This is a genomic window from Corallococcus carmarthensis (assembly GCF_003611695.1).
Lineage (GTDB): Bacteria > Myxococcota > Myxococcia > Myxococcales > Myxococcaceae > Corallococcus > Corallococcus carmarthensis.
On sequence record NZ_RAWE01000230.1, the window covers coordinates 1 to 15,767 of the forward strand.

General features: G+C 72.3%; 11 protein-coding genes and 3 riboswitches. Of the genes, 10 read left to right on the forward strand and 1 reads right to left on the reverse strand.

The window, feature by feature from the left end; all coding sequences use genetic code 11:
- The coding region (locus tag D7X32_RS45150; protein WP_147450412.1) for a hypothetical protein at positions 1 to 180 on the reverse strand (180 nt) is incomplete at its 3' end.
- Between the two features lie 373 nt (positions 181 to 553).
- Positions 554 to 794, forward strand: a riboswitch (cobalamin riboswitch).
- 49 nt (positions 795 to 843) lie between these two features.
- Here D7X32_RS45150 and D7X32_RS37190 point away from each other — a divergent pair.
- The 10 genes from D7X32_RS37190 to D7X32_RS46370 form a co-directional block, all read left to right on the forward strand.
- Positions 844 to 2,832: a TonB-dependent receptor plug domain-containing protein gene (locus D7X32_RS37190; protein WP_120607275.1), complete on the forward strand. Its 1,989-nt coding sequence runs from the start codon at positions 844 to 846 to the stop codon at positions 2,830 to 2,832.
- The gene (locus tag D7X32_RS37195; protein ID WP_120607276.1) at positions 2,813 to 4,420 is read left to right on the forward strand and encodes an MXAN_6577-like cysteine-rich protein; all 1,608 of its coding nucleotides are present in this window, start codon (positions 2,813 to 2,815) and stop codon (positions 4,418 to 4,420) included. Before D7X32_RS37190 ends, D7X32_RS37195 begins: the two co-directional genes overlap by 20 nt.
- Positions 4,421 to 4,452: 32 nt before the next feature.
- A riboswitch (cobalamin riboswitch) is annotated at positions 4,453 to 4,676 on the forward strand.
- Between the two features lie 156 nt (positions 4,677 to 4,832).
- On the forward strand, positions 4,833 to 6,317 hold the full coding sequence (locus D7X32_RS37200; protein ID WP_120607277.1) for a hypothetical protein: 1,485 nt from the start codon (positions 4,833 to 4,835) through the stop codon (positions 6,315 to 6,317).
- An 8-nt stretch (positions 6,318 to 6,325) separates the two neighbouring features.
- Entirely contained in the window at positions 6,326 to 7,003 is a 678-nt protein-coding gene (locus D7X32_RS37205) for a cell surface protein (RefSeq protein ID WP_120607278.1), read from the forward strand.
- Positions 7,004 to 7,146: 143 nt separating this feature from the next.
- A complete protein-coding gene (locus tag D7X32_RS37210; RefSeq protein WP_120607279.1) occupies positions 7,147 to 7,476 on the forward strand; it encodes a DUF4177 domain-containing protein in 330 nt (109 codons plus the stop codon).
- Positions 7,477 to 7,495: 19 nt separating this feature from the next.
- A riboswitch (cobalamin riboswitch) is annotated at positions 7,496 to 7,655 on the forward strand.
- 168 nt (positions 7,656 to 7,823) lie between these two features.
- Positions 7,824 to 9,161, forward strand: coding sequence for a hypothetical protein (locus D7X32_RS37215; protein ID WP_120607280.1), 1,338 nt, complete (start codon positions 7,824 to 7,826; stop codon positions 9,159 to 9,161).
- Positions 9,161 to 9,937, forward strand: a complete 777-nt coding sequence (locus tag D7X32_RS37220) for a cell surface protein (RefSeq protein WP_120607281.1) — start codon at positions 9,161 to 9,163, stop codon at positions 9,935 to 9,937. Before D7X32_RS37215 ends, D7X32_RS37220 begins: the two co-directional genes overlap by 1 nt.
- Positions 9,934 to 10,476, forward strand: a complete 543-nt coding sequence (locus D7X32_RS37225) for a QcrA and Rieske domain-containing protein (RefSeq protein ID WP_120607282.1) — start codon at positions 9,934 to 9,936, stop codon at positions 10,474 to 10,476. The genes D7X32_RS37220 and D7X32_RS37225 overlap by 4 nt, the downstream gene beginning before the upstream one ends.
- A gap of 152 nt (positions 10,477 to 10,628) precedes the next feature.
- The gene (locus tag D7X32_RS37230; RefSeq protein WP_120607283.1) at positions 10,629 to 12,323 is read left to right on the forward strand and encodes an adenylate/guanylate cyclase domain-containing protein; all 1,695 of its coding nucleotides are present in this window, start codon (positions 10,629 to 10,631) and stop codon (positions 12,321 to 12,323) included.
- An 85-nt stretch (positions 12,324 to 12,408) separates the two neighbouring features.
- The coding region (locus D7X32_RS46370) for a serine/threonine-protein kinase (RefSeq protein WP_208752671.1) at positions 12,409 to 15,767 on the forward strand (3,359 nt) is incomplete at its 3' end.

A 15,767-nucleotide genomic window follows, 5' to 3' on the forward strand; every position in this document is an offset into this window, starting at 1 on the left:
GCGCTTCTCCGCCGCCTCGCGCACGTGCAGCTTCCCGTCCAGGGGCAGCACGTCCAGGAGCACGTTGAGCGAACCGTCCTTGTTCACGAACGCGCTGCCCGCGCGCACCCAGATGCTCCCGCCCTTGCCCTCGCGGATGGAGAACACCGCCAACCGCTTCCCCGCCATCAGCATCGACACGCTTCCCCCTTCAGAATCCCGCGCCACCACGGCCCGGGCACCTCGCTGGCTCGACCGCCTGAGGTCGCGTCGGGGCTTGAGCAGTCCGCGTGCCAGCGGCGTGCTCCTCTGAAGTCGCGTCAGTGCACCGTGCGGCGGTGCGTGCGGCGTCCACGCGCGGGGATGGGCGTGGATGCTCCAGCGCGTGTCTTGCGCGGTGAGAGACGGGGCTGAAGAGCCTGCACGGAAGGGTTCAGTTCGCCGCCGTGCTTTCCAACGCAGGATTGTCGCAGCACTGCTGCGACAATTGGGGGCGGGACGTGTCTTCGAGCGCGCGGAACGATGGCTTCGAGGCCACACGGGCCGCGCCTTGACGGGCCTGGGGTGACCTCCTAGAACGGCCGGGCCCTTGGGTGCCCATGCCGGGCCTTCAAGAGGGAAGCCGGTGTGAGTCCGGCGCGGTCCCGCCACTGTGAACGGGTTGCCCTGAGGTCCAGGGCTGGAAGCCTCGGCTGTCACCACTTTCGCGTCAGCGGATGCGAAGGGAAGGTGGAGGGTTCCTTCCAGAAGGGCGCAGCGTGCGCCCACGTCTGGAGCCTGTCAGCCAGGAGACCTGCCCAGGGGTGCGGCAGCGGTGCTGCCGTAAGGCCTTCTCTCTTCGACGGAGGGAGCGGAAGGCGGAGCATGTGGCGCTCGCTTCTCGCCCGGACCGTCGTGGGTCTGGTGCTCAGCTTCCAGGGACAGGCCCAGGCCGGGCAGGAAACGCCTGCGCCCGACGAGGCGCCCCTTCCTGAGTTCGTCCTCCCCACCGTGGAGGTCATCGGCAGGGAAGTCCCCGCGTCACCCGTCGACTCCGCTCCACGCCGCGACCCCACCGGCGCCATCACCGTCATAGATGCTCGCGAGCGCGTGGGCGAAGCGCGTGACACGGCGGAGCTGCTCGGCGGATCCGCGAGCCTCGTGGTCCAGGACTCCGGCGGGTACGGACAGAGCAAGAACCTCGTGGTGCGCGGCGCGTCCTCCAATGGCGTGCTCGTGTTCCTGGATGGGATTCCGCTCAACGGTGCGGGCGGCGTCGCGGACCTGTCGCTCATCCCCGTCGCGCTGCTGGAGCGGATGGAGATCCTTCGCGGCGCGGCCGGTGCCCGCTACGGCGCGGGCGGTCTGGGCGGCGCGGTCAACCTCGTCACCCGCGCGCCTTCGTCGCGGCTGCTGACCAGCGGTGAGGTCACCTACGGCAGCTTCGACACCGTGATGGCCCATGTCGCCGCGTCGGGCGCGCTGCTCGATGGACAGGCGCTGGTGCTGCTGCATGGCGGCCGTTCGCAGGGCGACTTCAGCTACCGCGTCGACGAACTGCCCGCGCTGGACGACAACCCGCTCACGCAAGAGGTCCGCACGCGCAACGACGCTCGTGGTGGCGGCGCGCTGCTGAAGTACCGGCACGGCCTGGATGGTGGCGGACGCGTGGACGTACTCGCGGAGCTGTCGCTGGAGGACCGCGCACTCTCCGGCACCGTGCAGAACCCCACCGTGTCCCGCCGTCAGGAACAGACGCGTCTGTCATTGGGCGCGCGCTGGGGACGGCCCTTCGGGGACACGGGTGAGGGCAGTGCTCGCGGCTTCTTCCGTCGCGACTGGCTGGACGTCACCGGCGGAAGCACCGGCGTGGATGCCGGCGCGCAGCACTACACCGTGGGCGGCGTGGAGGTGGAGGGGCGCGCGGTGCTGGGCCGCAATGCGCTCGCCATCACGCTCGCCGGATCATCGGAGTCCGTCACGCAGGCGGTGGGGGGCCAGGCCGCGTCGTGGTGGCGCGCGAGCGTCATGGCCATGGACGAACTGTCCCTGTTCTCCGAACGCCTGAAGCTCGTGCCGTCGCTGCGCGTGGAGCGCGTAGGCCACTACACGCTCCTGTCGCCCAAGCTGGGCGCGAGCGTGGACCTGGGCCACGGCTTTGGCGTGCGCGCCAACGCGGGCCAGTCCCACCGCGCGCCGTCGTTCCTGGAGCTCTACATCCGTCAGGGCCTGTTGCTGCCCAACCCGGAGCTCAAGCCCGAGCGCGCCCTGTCCGTGGACGCCGCGGCCCTGTGGCACGACGACGTGTGGAACGTCACCGCGGGCGGCTTCGCGGCGGTGTACGAGAACCTCATCGCCTACGAACTGTACCCACCGATGCTCGCCAAGCCGTACAACTTCGCCGCCGCTCGCGTGTGGGGCGCGGAGGTGGAGGTGGAGGCCCGTCCTCGTGCGTGGCTCATCGCCACCAGCAGCTATGCGTGGACCCGCACGCAGAACCGCTACGGCGACCCTCGCTACTTCGGCAAGGAGCTGCCGTACCGCCCGCGCCACAAGTGGGTGGGCCGGCTGCGCGTGGGACCGGACTGGCTCAACGGCCGCACGGAGGTGCTCGTCCAGTCCGCGCAGTTGATCAACCGCGTGGGCGAGGCGCGCCTGTCCCTGCCTTCACGCACCTGGGTGAGCGTGGGCGCCTCCAGCACCTTCCTGCGCAAGCCCGACCTCACCGTGTCGTTCGACGTGAAGAACCTGCTCGATGCGCGGACCGCCGACTACACCGGCATGCCGCTGCCCGGCCGCGCCGCGTACGTGACGCTCGCCGTGGCGCTCGACCCTTCTCCCCCCGAGGCCTCCCATGTCGCGTCTCCTCCCTGATGCGCGGCTCGCGCTGCTGCTGTCGGCCCTGTCGGCGGCGCTCCTCACCGGCTGCCCGGAGGAGAAGGTCCTGTGCACTTCCGGCCTGGATGTCTGCGGCGCTGAGTGCGTGGACCTGCAGGGCGACCCGTCGAACTGCGGCGCGTGTGGTGCCGCCTGTGGAGCAGGGGAGACGTGTCAGGCGGGCGTGTGTGGATGCCAGCCGGGCACGGAGGTCTGTGGTGGCGCGTGCGTCGCGATCGCGAGCGACCCGCTGAACTGCGGTGCTTGCGGCGCCGCGTGTCCCTCCGGGCAGGTCTGCGAATCCGGCACCTGCCGCGAGGGCTGCTCCGCCGGTGCCGAGCGGTGCGGGGACAGCTGTGTGGTGCTCGCGAATGATCCGCTCAACTGCGGCGCGTGCGGCGCGGTGTGCCCGGACGTGCAGTCCTGCCACGCGGGCCGGTGCATGTATGACGTGGTGACGGCCTGCTACACCAACGGGCAACTCGTCGGCATCCAGGCGGGGACGGACCTCATGGGGCCCCGGCGGCAGTTCGGCTCTGGCGTGCAGTCGCTGGCGGCGTGGGATGGCGTGGTGCTGGCGGCGGACGCGGCGCGCTCGGTGTTGTCGCAGGCTCCGGCGGGGGCGCTGGGGACGGTGGCGGAGGAGGACTCGCTGGGCGCGGTGGCGTCTTCGCCCAATGACATCCTCGTGGATGGTCCGTATGTGTATGTCCTCGACTCGGTGAACAACACGCTCCAGGTGCTCAAGCGGGAAGGGGCCGCGCAAGGCGGTGGCTTGGGAGTGCGCACGGTGGGGCAGGTGAACCTGGGCGCGAACACCAGCCCGCAGGTCATCGCGAAGCGCGGCGACACGTTCTACATCCCGCTGTTCGGCACGGCCGGCTCCGACTTCAAGCAGGGCAACGCCGTGGCGCGCGTCAGCGTGAGCGACCCCGAACACCCGCGGCTCGTGGACACCGTTCCGCTCACGGGCCTGGACCTGAAGTCCTTCGACGGCGGGATGACGATGGCGCTTCCGTACGCGGCGGTGTCCGTGGACGCGGGCGTCTACGTGGCGCTCACCAACCTGAACCCCGCGAATGACTATCTGCCCAACGGGCCCGGGATGCTCGCGCGCATCGACCCGGCGGATGGCGGGGTGCACGCCATCGACCTGGGCGCGAAGGATTGTCTCAACGCGGGCGACGTGCAGGCGGTGGGCGACCAGCTGGTGGTGAGCTGTCTGGGCGAGGCGGTGTTCGACACCGCGAGCGGCTACCGCGCGAAGGCGGTGCGGGCCACGGGGCTGGTGCTGGTGAAGGATGACAAGCCCGTGGCGTCGTATGCGCTGTCGCCGGGCTGCACGGGCGGGCCGGAGAACGGCTGCGACCTCGCGGTGGGGGGGCGGCTCGCGGTGGTGGGCAATGCCGTGTACGTCACGGACGTGAACGCGGGCCGCGTGTTCGTGGTGGAGGTGCGCGATGGCCAGCTCGTGGAGCGGCGTGGCAATTCCACTCCTGCCGCGAAGGGCCCGGCGCTGGACGCGTGTCCGGTGGACCCGAGACGCGTCGTGTCCAACGCCATCGACATCGTCGCGGTGCCCTGAAGCGTTGCATTGACAAGCCTTGCCGTCCGCCATACTCCAGCGCGCGTCGTTGGTACGCCGCCTCCGCACGAGGTGGCGTTTAAAGGGAACCCGGTGTGATTCCGGGACTGCCCCGCAGCGGTGATCAGGAACGAACGCCGTCCTCGCAAGCACTGGCTCCTCAAGGAGCTGGGAAGCGACGGCCAGTAGGTGGGTGACCCGATGAGGGCCTCCCGCGCCTGTGAGTCCGAAGACCTGCCACGACCCATGCCCCCGGGCATGGCCAGACCGGAGCCTCCGAGGGGAGGTGACGGAGGTCTTCCGCTCGCGCGGCGTGTCGTGTCCTGACGTGTCCCTCGTTCGCGGTCCGCTCTCCGTCCTCGCCCCTTGGATTCACCTCGCCCGTGGGGGCGATGCAAGGGAGCAGTCGCGGATGAAGACAGAGCGGATGATGACGGGGCGGGGACTCAAGGGCTTCGCGTGGGTGCTGACGAGCCTCGCGATGGCGCTGGCCGGCACGGGTTGCGGCGATGAGTGCGTCGATGACTTCGACTGCCGCGACAAGGGCGGCGCCCCCTCGGGACAGCACTACACCTGCGTCGAGAACACTTGCGAGCTGACGTCCAACTCCGTGCCCGACGCGGGCACGGAGACCGATGCCGGCACGAGCACGGATGCTGGAACGACGACAGACGCGGGCACGACCACGGATGCGGGTACGACCAGCGACGCGGGCACGAGCACCGATGCCGGGACGACCACGGATGCGGGCACGACCGACGCAGGCACGACGACCGACGCTGGCACGACCACGGATGCGGGTACGACCAGCGACGCGGGCACGGTGACGGATGCGGGCACGGAGACCGACGCTGGCACGGGGACCGACGCCGGCACGGATCCGTGCGAGAGCGCCACGTACGACCCGAAGCTGGGCACGCTCCAGCTCCAGACGGGCTTCGTGGCCGGTGAGTCCGCGCCGCTGCCCTCGTCCTCGGGCCCGGTGGGCGTGACGCCTGGCCCGACGTACTCGCTCTACACGGTGGTGTCGGAGGGGTACTCCGGCCCGCATGCGCTGTACTCGCTGGGCACGTGGCCGCAGGTGTCGCTGGGCGCGATGCCGCTGTTCGACGTGGCGGCTCCCGCCGACCGGAGCCCCTCCGCCGTGCTCTTCCTCAGCTCCTTCGTGGAGACGGATGGCCAGCGCGTCCTCACCGGCTACACGAAGTCCGGCGCGGGCTTCCCGGGCTCCGTGGGTGTGTATGACATCGCCACGCCCGCCAGCTCCACCTACGTCTCCGCGCCGAGCAACTTCTCCGCGGGCGTCGTTCCGGGCGCGTTCCTCATCAACGGCGGCGGGCTCGACACGGTGTCGGCCGGCCTGGCCATCTACGCGCTGAAGACGGACGCCTCTCCGTTCACCGCGCTGAAGGTGGGCACGCTCCCGCCGGAGACGGGCGGCAGCGGCTTCACCGCCGTGTCCACCAACGGCGTCGCGGTGCTCGGCTACTACTCCGACGACACCTTCCGCAACGAAGGCCGCGCGGTGGGCCCGGCGGCCATCTCCCAGGCGCTCACCTCCGGCACGCCGTTCGTCGTGGCGGATGGGCCCGCGCTCGACGTGGGCTCCAACTTCGTCGCCGCCTCGGGCCACGGCGAGGGCGTGTCGGTGGTTCGGGGCGACTACGTTCCGCCCGACTACAACTTCGCCGGCACGGACGTCTCGCGCTTCGCCTTCAACGTGACGAACGACGGCGCGACCGTGACCGTCGGCGCCCGTCAGCCGGTCCTTGTCTACGTGGACCAGTGCACGCGCGTGACCGGACTGACCGCCATCGGTTCGGACCTGCTCGTCGGCGTGGATGACAAGCGCGGCACTCGCCTGGTCCGCATCCAGCAGTCCCCGCAGGTCCGGTGAGCACGCCCATGAAGAAGACCCTTCTTCCGAAGTCGTTCGCGCTGGGCTTCACCGCGCTGCTCACCGTGGCGTGCGGCGGTGAGGACTGGCAGGGCTCCACCCAGGACCAGACGCTGGTGGGGGACGCGTTCGCGGACCGCATCGTGTCCTTCTCTCCGGGCACGGGCGCCGGGTTCGGTCAGAGCCAGCTGCCGGGCATCGTGCTGGGCGCTCCGCGAGGAGACGGCGCGGGGTCGGGCTCGCTGGACGTGCTGTCGCTCGGACGCAACGGCGTCATCGTCCTGGAGCTCACCGACATCGCGGTGACGGACGGGCCGGGCGTGGACCTGCTCGTCTTCGAGAACGCGTTCCTCAAGCCCAGCGGCAAGCCGTTCGCGGAGACGGGCGTCGTGGCCGTCAGCGACGACGGCGTCACGTGGCACGAGTTCCCGTGCGCGTCCTCGGACGTGGCGAACAACTACCCGGGCTGCGCGGGCGTCACGCCCGTGCACTCGCACCCCGCCAATGGCATCCCGGCCACCGACCCGGCCGTGGCGGGCGGGGACGGCTTCGACCTGGCCGCCGTGGGCCTCACGCGTGCCCGCTTCGTGCGCATCCGCGATTCGGGCGCCAATGGCTACGCGGGCATCAGCGGTGGCTTCGACCTGGATGCCGTCGCCGTGGTGAACGGCGTGCAGCTGCCGTAGCCGCGCACGCACGCCGGGGCCGTTCTCCAGCGGACGGTCCCGGTGGCATCCCGCGCCCATCCCGAACGTCCGGGGCGCGGGAGGCTACCGGGGTGGGGGTGGCGGCATTAGATGCCCGCGGTCCCTCCCCCGGGTGCGCTTCCATGAACCGTCGTCTCGCCTCACTCCTCGTGCTGCTGGGCGTCCTGCTCGGCACGGCCGCCGCATTCCTCGTCCCCTCGGCGGTCTGGGCCCAGACGCCCCGCCCGAAGGCCACGCCGCAGAAGGAAGCGCCACCGCCGCCGCCCGCGCCTCCGCCGGCACCGGCGTACGAGTACACCTTCGTCAAGCGTGAGAGCCCGGACGAGGACCTCGCGGAGCTCCAGCGTCTGGGCGCAGAGGGCTGGCGGGTGGTGTCCACCGTGGTCGTGGACGGCAGCACGCGGCGCTACGTGCTGATGCGTGACCGACGCCCGGAGCCCGCGCCGCATTGACATTGCCCCGGGGCCGCCATAGTCCCGCCCCGTCATCGATGCCTTCCCGCCATGGGGCGTGAGGGCTTCCAGGGAACCCGGTGTGATTCCGGGACTGCCCCGCAGCGGTAAGCAGGAGCGGCGTTCTCACGAACCCCGTTCCCGCGAGTCCGAAGACCTGGCGACGATCCGGTGTCCTCTTCACGGAGGCCCCGGCGACAGACCGGAACCTCCGCGGGGAGCTGACGGCGAAGGCAGGCCTCCTGGGCGCGACTTGCGCCGGGCGGTCCGGTGCCTCGCGTCCGTGCCGCCTCCCGCCAGGGGCATGCCTTCCGCCTCCGTGCGGGAAGGCCAGGAGCGAGGACGCGATGCGGACCGACATGAAGCGGATGGGCACGAAGGGCCAGCGCGCGGCGCTGCTGGGGGCCCTGCTGGCGGTGGTGCTGGGCGGCACGGGCTGCAGCGATGAGTGCACGGACGCCATCGACTGCCAGCAGAAGAACGGGGATCCCGAGGAGGGCAGCAGCTGGGCCTGCGTGGACAACAAGTGCGGGTACTTCACCCCATTGCCGGGGGATGACGCGGGCACGAACACCGACGCGGGCACGAACACGGACGCGGGCACCGGCACGGACGCGGGCACCGACGCGGGCACGAACACCGACGGTGGCACCGGTACGGACGCGGGCACGGATGGCGGCACGGGCTCTTGCGCCTCGGTGCCTCGCGAGTCGGTGCTGGGCACGCTCCAGCTCCAGGCGGGCTTCACCGTGGCGGAGTCCGCGGACCTGTCCCCGGAGGTGCGCGCGGTGGTGTCCACGCTCGGCCCCACGTACTCGCTCTTCGCGCTGCGCGAGACGGCCACGGGCCGCGACGTCTTCACGCTGGGCACCTGGCCGGACGTGACGCTGGGGAGCGCGGCGATCGACACGGTGCTGGCGCCCGCGGACCGCGCCAATCCTACCGCCGCCTTCCCGTCCTACTTCCTGGCCCATGACGGCACGCGCCTGCTCGCGGGCTACACGAAGAGCGGCTTCCCGGCCCCGGGCTCCGTGGCTGTGGTGGATCCGTCCGCTCGCGACGCGACGGCCTACCTCAATGCGCCGTCCAACTACACCGCCGTGGGCACCACGGACGCGTTCTTCGTCAATGGCGGCGGTCTGGACACGGTGTCGGGCGACCTGGGCATCTACGCGCTGGTGACCTCCGCCAAGCCCTACGCCGCGGTGAAGGTGGTGGACTTCCCGGCGCAGGTGGGCGCCAGCGGCTTCACCGCCATCGCGGACAACAGCATCGCGGTGTTCGGCTACGCGGTGGCGGACACGTACGTGAACGTGGCCCACGCCGTGTCCAACGCGAAGCTGGGCGAGGCGCTGGCCTCGCGCACTCCGGTCGTGCTCACGAACGAGCCGAAGGTGGACGTGGGCTCTGACTTCAACGCCGCCACGGGCTTCGGCAACGGCGTGGCGGTGGCGCGCGGCGCCTACGGTGCCACGGGCTTCGGCGTCACCGACGTGTCCCGCTTCTCGCTCACGCCCGGCCTGGGTGGCGGTCAGCCCATCAGCGTGGGCACGCGCGAGGCGGTGCTCAACGCGGCGGACGCGTGCACGGCCGTGGACCTGCTGTCGTCGCTGGGCCCGGACCTGCTCGTGGGCGTGACGGACGTCAACGGCCGCCGCCTCGTGCGCATCCGGCAGGGCCAGTGATGAAGCGCCCGTTGCTCGCGCTCGGCGCGCTGCTGGCCCTGGGGGCGTGCACGGGCGACTCCGACCCCGGTCCGCTGCCGGATGTCGACCTCGTGGACGCCGGCACCCGCACGGATGCCGGCACGTCCGATGCCGGTGCTTCCGATGCCGGCACGGACGTGGATGCCGATGCTGGTGCCGACGCGGGCTCGCGGCCGGTGGATCCGTTCGCGGACCGGGTGACGGCGTACCGGTTCGGCGACCAGGCTGGCTTCGGGCAGGACCGCTTCCCGGAGGTCGTGCTCGGGCCTCCGGTGGGGGCCGGGCAGTTCGCGGGCTCGCTGGACGTGCTGTCGCTGGGGCGGGGCGGCTCCATCACCCTGGAGTTCACCGGCCTGTTCGCGGTGGATGGCCCGGGCGTGGACCTGCTCGTCTTCGAGAACGCCTTCCAGAAGCTCGGCGGCGACATCTTCGCGGAGACGGCCAGCGTGTCCGTCAGCGACGACGGTGTCCTGTGGTTCGACTTCCCCTGCGCCTCCACCGACAAGGATGGGGGCTACCCGGGCTGCGCCGGCACCCATCCGGTGCTCTCGGCCCCGGACAACGGCGTGTCCCCCACCGACCCGGCCGTGGCGGGCGGGGACGGCTTCGACCTGGCGGACGTGGGCCTTCCCCGCGCCCGCTTCGTGCGCCTCACCGACACGGGGCTCAACAGCTACGGCGGCACGTCCGGCGGCTTCGACCTGGATGCGCTGTCGGTGGTGAACGGCCAGCTCCCGGACGGCGGCGTTCCGTGAGCATTCGCGCTCCCCACCTTCCTCCCGGCGACGCGGAGGCGGGTGGGGTGGACCGCCGCCAGGCGCTGTGCACGCTCCTGCGCGGCACCTGCGCCCTGGCCGCGCTGGGGTGCGGCGGCGACTGGCGCGAGGCCGTGGTGCTGCCCCCTCCAGACCCGGACGCGGACCCGGCGCCGGCGGCGTGCGGCGACACGGGCCTTCCCGGCACGCCCGAGGAGGGCTGGGTGGAGGTTGCGCTCGCGGACCATCCCACCCTGCGCGAACCGGGAGGACACGCCTCCATCCGCGTCCCGGACGCACTCCTGGACGTGGTGGTGGTGCACGCGGCGGACGGCTGCTACCGCGCCGTGTGGCGCACCTGCACCCATGGCGACTGCGCGGTGGCCTGGGATGGAGCGCTGGGGATGGTGGAGTGCCCCTGCCATGGTTCGCGCTTCGGCCTGGACGGAAGCGTGCTCCGGGGCCCCGCGTCCCGGCCGCTGACGGCGTTCCGCACGCTGCGCGTGGATGAGCGCCTCTTCATCCACCGCCCCAGGTGAAGTCCGACCCCAACCTCCTCCCACATCGGGGGGACCCAGGGGTATGACGCGACGCGGGAGGGCATCCGGGGCCTCGGCCGGACGCTCGCATTCCACGGGAAAGCGTCTCGGACTCTCGGAAGATTGGGAGGTCGTGTAATGTCATGCGCCCGATGTGGCAGATCATCATCAACGGGCCCGGTTACTTCGATACGTCGTACGACCTGCCGGAGGGCGTCACCAGCCTCGGCCGGGCGGACGAGAACGACATCGTGCTGGGCGGTGACCTCGTGTCGCGCCGGCACGCGCGCCTCTACGTGGAGGGCGATGCCCTGCGCATCGAGGACCTGGGCAGCCGCAACGGCAGCCGGGTGAACGGCGCGCCGCTGCAGGGCAGCAAACCCCTGAACGCGGGCGACACCGTGGCGCTGGGGGAGAACACCCTGGCGGTGCGCCAGCCGCACTCGGTGGAGAACGCCGCCACGGAGATGATGGACCTGGGCGCGGGCGGCGTCGTGCGCTTCGGGCACGGCACGGACGTGGGGCCGTCCGTGCTGATGGCCAAGAACGTCAAGGACGCGGACGTGCTGCGCCTCCTGGACAACGTGGGCCCGCTGCCGTTCGACGACGCCTTCTCAGGCCCTTCGCCCTTGCCCGCGAGCTCCGCCGTCGCCAGCCCGCGCGTGTCCTACGAGACGCTGGTGCTGCTGGTGCACGCCGCGGAGGCGCTGGCCACCGCGCGCACGCTGACCGCGTTCCTGGAGTCCGCGATGGACCGGCTCCTGGAGCGCACCGACGCGACGACGGCGGTGGTGCTGCTCAAGCACGCCACCGGGCCGCTGGTGCCCGCGGCGGTGCGTCACCGGGGACGGCTGGCCAAGGGCGAGGTGCCCGTGTCGGACGCCATCGTGGACGAGGCCATCCGCCAGGGCCGCGCGCTCGCGGTGGGCGACGTGAAGGACGACCGCCGCTTCGCCGGACGCGAGAGCGTCATCATGTACGGCGTCAACCGGGTGCTGTGCATCCCCATCGGCACCGAGCCGCCCTTCGCGGGCGTGCTCTACGTCAACGTGCCCGGCGAGGGCGACACCAGCCTGGAGCTGATGCTGGACGCGTGCACCGCGGTGGCCCACCTGGTGGCCAGCGGCGTGCAGCGCTTCGCCGTGCGCGACGGCTCCAGCACGGACCGGATGCGGCGCAACCTGGAGCGCTTCCACTCGCCGGAGGTGGCCGAGCGCCGCGCCGCCGAGGCCCAGCGCACGGGCGGCAAGCTGCCGGGCCTGGAGGAGAAGAACCTCACCGTGCTGCACGCGGAGCTGGCGGACTTCAGCGCGGTGATTGGCCGGCTGGGCGCGGCGCGGGCCACGCAGCTGCTCAACGACTTCCACGCGCGCATGAGCGGCATCGTCTTCAGCTTCGAGGCCACCGTGGAAGGCTTCATGGGCGAGTCCATGCGCGCCCTCTTCGGCGTGCCCTACGCCAAGGGCGACGACGCGGTCCGCGCGGTGCGCGCGGCGCTGGCCCTGCGCGCGGACTGGGAGCGGGGCATGGCCCGCCGTCCCCAGGACGAGCGGTGCGACCTGAGAATCGCCCTGCACTCCACCAAGGCGCTGGTGGGGATGATCGGCACCGACGCGCGCACGGAGTACAGCGCCGTGGGAGAGGGCATGGGGGTGGCCGGCTGGTTGGCCTCCACCGCGGCCCCCGGCCAGGTGCTGATGACCGGCAAGCTGCTGGCGGCCACCGGGGCCCGCTTCGACGTCATGCCCCTGGGGGAGCGGGTGGTGCGGCCGCCCCGGGACAAGGTGGCGGTTTTCGAGGTGATTGAAGAGGACATGGGCATGCTGACCAACCCCGGTATCCGGTGAGGCGACCGGCGCGGCCGGTTGACCGGTTGAAGCGGGGGCCCTGCCCGGGGTTCAATGCGCTTCCCGTGGTGGACCCCCGCACCGCATGAACTCTTCGACCCAGCCCGCCCGATTGCGTCCCTTCCGGCCGCAGCCCTTCGGCCGGTACACGCTCCTGTCGCACCTGGCCACCGGCGGCATGGGGGAGATCTACCTCGCCCGCCTGGAGGGCGCGCAGGGCTTCGAAAAGCTGTGCGTCATCAAGAAGATCCTCCCGCAGTTCGCGGAGGACCAGGACTTCGTCGACCGCTTCGTAGGGGAGGCGCGCACGCTGGTGCGGCTGGGGCACGGCTCCATCGCGCAGGTGCTGGACATGGGCGTGAACGAGGGCGAGGCCTACATGGCCCTCGAGTACGTGGACGGCAAGGACCTGCGCAAGGTGGCCGCGCGCGTGCGGGACCGGCAGACGCCGCTGCCGCTCACGTTCGTGCTCTACGTGATGGGCCGGGTGCTGGACGCGCTGGCGTACGCGCACCGCAAGCGGGATGAGGACGAGAAGGAGCTGAAGCTCGTCCACCGGGACATCTCGCCGCAGAACATCCTCATCTCCTACGAGGGGGAGGTGAAGGTCATCGACTTCGGCCTGGCGAAGAGCCGGCTGTCGGCGGCGAAGACGAACCCCAGCATCATCCTGGGCAAGTTCCTCTACATGTCGCCCGAGCAGGCCCGGCACCAGCCGGTGGACCGCCGCAGCGACCTGTACGCGGTGGGCCTGTGCCTCTACGAGCTCATCTCCGGCAAGAACCCCTTCGACGTGCTGCCGCCGGGCGAATTGATGTCCGCGGTGGCGAACCCGAAGGTGGCGCCGCTCAATGAAGTGGAGCCGCTGACGCCGCCGGCGGTGTCGCAGCTGGTGGCGAAGGCGCTCGCGGTGGAGCCGGCCCAGCGCTTCCAGACGGCGGAGGACTTCCGGGTGCGCCTGCAGGCGTGCCTGATGGAGATCGACACCAGCGCGGGCCCGGAGAGCGTCAGCCGCTTCATGCGCGACCTGTTCTCTTCGGACTACCAGTCCGAACGGCGCCTGCTGACGTCCCTGCGCGAGGTGTCGCGCGACGTGCGCGCCAGCGGCACCTACGAATCGCTGGGCCCCGCGCCGCGCCCGACGATGCAGGCGCCCATGCTGCCGCCGAAGACCATCCGTCTGGATGGGCCGGTGGAGCCGCTGTCCTTCCACCCCACGCCGCGCAGCCGCGAGGACGGCGGCGGCGCGCGCGACGACGGTGAGACGCGCCCGGGCGTGATGGTGGACGAGTCCACCCGCCCCGCCTTCCCGGTGGAGGCGCTGGAGGAAGCGGCGCGCGCGAAGATGCGGCCCAGCCCCGCGTCGTCGGAGCCGTCGCCCACGGTGGAGGTCCGCCAGGACGCGATGGACCGGCCCACCATCCTCGAGGGCCTGCCGGCCATCCGGCTTCCTTCCGACCGCGCCGTGGAGGCGGAAGCTCCGGCCCCGCCGCCCGGTGAACCCACCGCGCCCCGGGCGGACGCGCTGCCGGTCTCGGAGGCGCTGGGGGAGCCCACCGCGCCGCGCGCCACGTCGCTGCCGTACGCGGAGCCAGGACTGACGTCGCGCGACGCGCCTCCCGTGCCGGACGTGCCGGTGTCGCGGCCGTTCGCGGACGCGGGGGAGCGGGGCGCTTCGCTGCCCTTCTCGGATTCGGTGGGGCCTCGGGGCGTGCCGCCTGTGGCCGAGCCCCGCTCGTTCGCGCCGCCGCCTCCGCCGATGGCGGCGATCCCGGCAGTGCGGCCCGCGGATGGGCCCGTGCCCTTCGTGCCGGTGGATGCGTCGCGGCCGGTGTCGCCTCCGCCGATGCCGTCCTTCAATTCCGGGCCGGAGCGGTTCGACACGGCGGGTGAGTCGCTGCCGTTCATGGAGCCGCCGCCTCCGCCGGACGGCCCGTTCCTGGACGACGAAGAGCTTCCCGCGAGCCCCTATCCGTGGCCGGAGCCCATCCCCGAGGGGGGCCGCTCACCGGGCGCCGAGCTTCGCGCCGCGGAGGTCCGCGTTCCGGAGGGGCAGCGTCCCACCGCCGCGATGCCGTCCCTGCCGTCGTCGCGCCCCGGAGTGACGACGCCGTCGAACGGCAGCCGCCCCGCGCCGCCGTCCGCGTTCGACGCGGCTCGCACGCCGGAGCCCCTGCCGGGCTTCGAGCCGGTGCGCGCGCCGGAGTCCTCGCGCGGCTTCGATGCGCCCCGCGCCTCGGATTCGTCCCGCGGCCTCGACCTGCCCCGGTACGAGTCCGCGCGCCCGGCCGAGCCCCGCATTCCAGAGGGCCAGCGCCCCACCGCCGCGATGCCGTCCCTGCCGACCTCGCGTCCCGGCGGGATGACGCCGTCGAACGGCAGCCGGCCGGTTCCGTCGCACGCCGCGCCCACCATCCAGGTGGCCTCCATCCAGTCCGGAGCCTCGCGCTCCGCCGGCTTCGAAGAGGACGCGCTGGAGTCCGGGTCGCTCGAATCGGGTCCGGCTCCCCGGCCCACGATGCAGGACACGCGGCCGTCGGAGGACCTGGTCTCGGTGGATGCGCGCGCCCTGGAGGGGGACTCCAGCGTGCCGTACATCTCCGCGGAGCCGGACGACGCTCCGGCCGCGCGCGAGGGCGACGGGGACACGCATCCGCGCATCCCCATGCCCCGCGCGTCGCGCCGCGAGGAGCCCCAGGCCCGCGTGATGCTGGACGAGGCCCTGCTGCGCGAGACCTCTTCTTCCACCGGCAAGCGCGAGCCCGACACCGGCCCCACCGGTCCTGCCCGGGGCCGCACGGGGTCCCGCCGCGCCGTGCGCGGTTCGTCGCCGAGCACGCCGCCCCCGCGCTCCAGCACCGCGTCGAGCATGCGCGCCGTCTCCGCCCGCGCCCCCGCGCCCGCCGCGGAGCCGGACGAGTCGTCCACCTCGCGCTCGACGCGCGACGACGCGACCCGGCGCAAGGCCATACCGGTGCGGCCGGAGCCCTCGGAGCCGCCCCGTGCCGCGCGGCGCGAGCCGGAGCCGGTCCGCAAGGGCAGCACGCTGCGCTCCGCGCTGGTGTTCACGCTGCTGGTGGTCGTGGCGCTGTCCATCGTGGGCGCGGGGCTCTACTTCGTCCCCGAGCTGCGCGTGGCCGTGGGCCTGGAGCAGTCGCGGACGTCGACGCCGCCTCCGCCCACCCCGGTGCAGCAGATTCCCACGCGGCCCGCGCACCCCGCCGGGCGTCCGTCCACGCCTCCGCCGGCCGAGGACACGCCTCCCGTCCAGGACACGGCGCCTGCCCAGGACGTGGCGAAGGCGCCGGCCGCCGTGCCGGCCGAGCCCACGCCGCCGCCCCCCGAGGCCGTGCCGGAGGCTCCCACCGAGACCGTTCCGGACACGACCGCGGAGGACCTGCTCGGCAATTCGACTCGCGCCCCCGCGGCGAAGAAGCCGGCCCC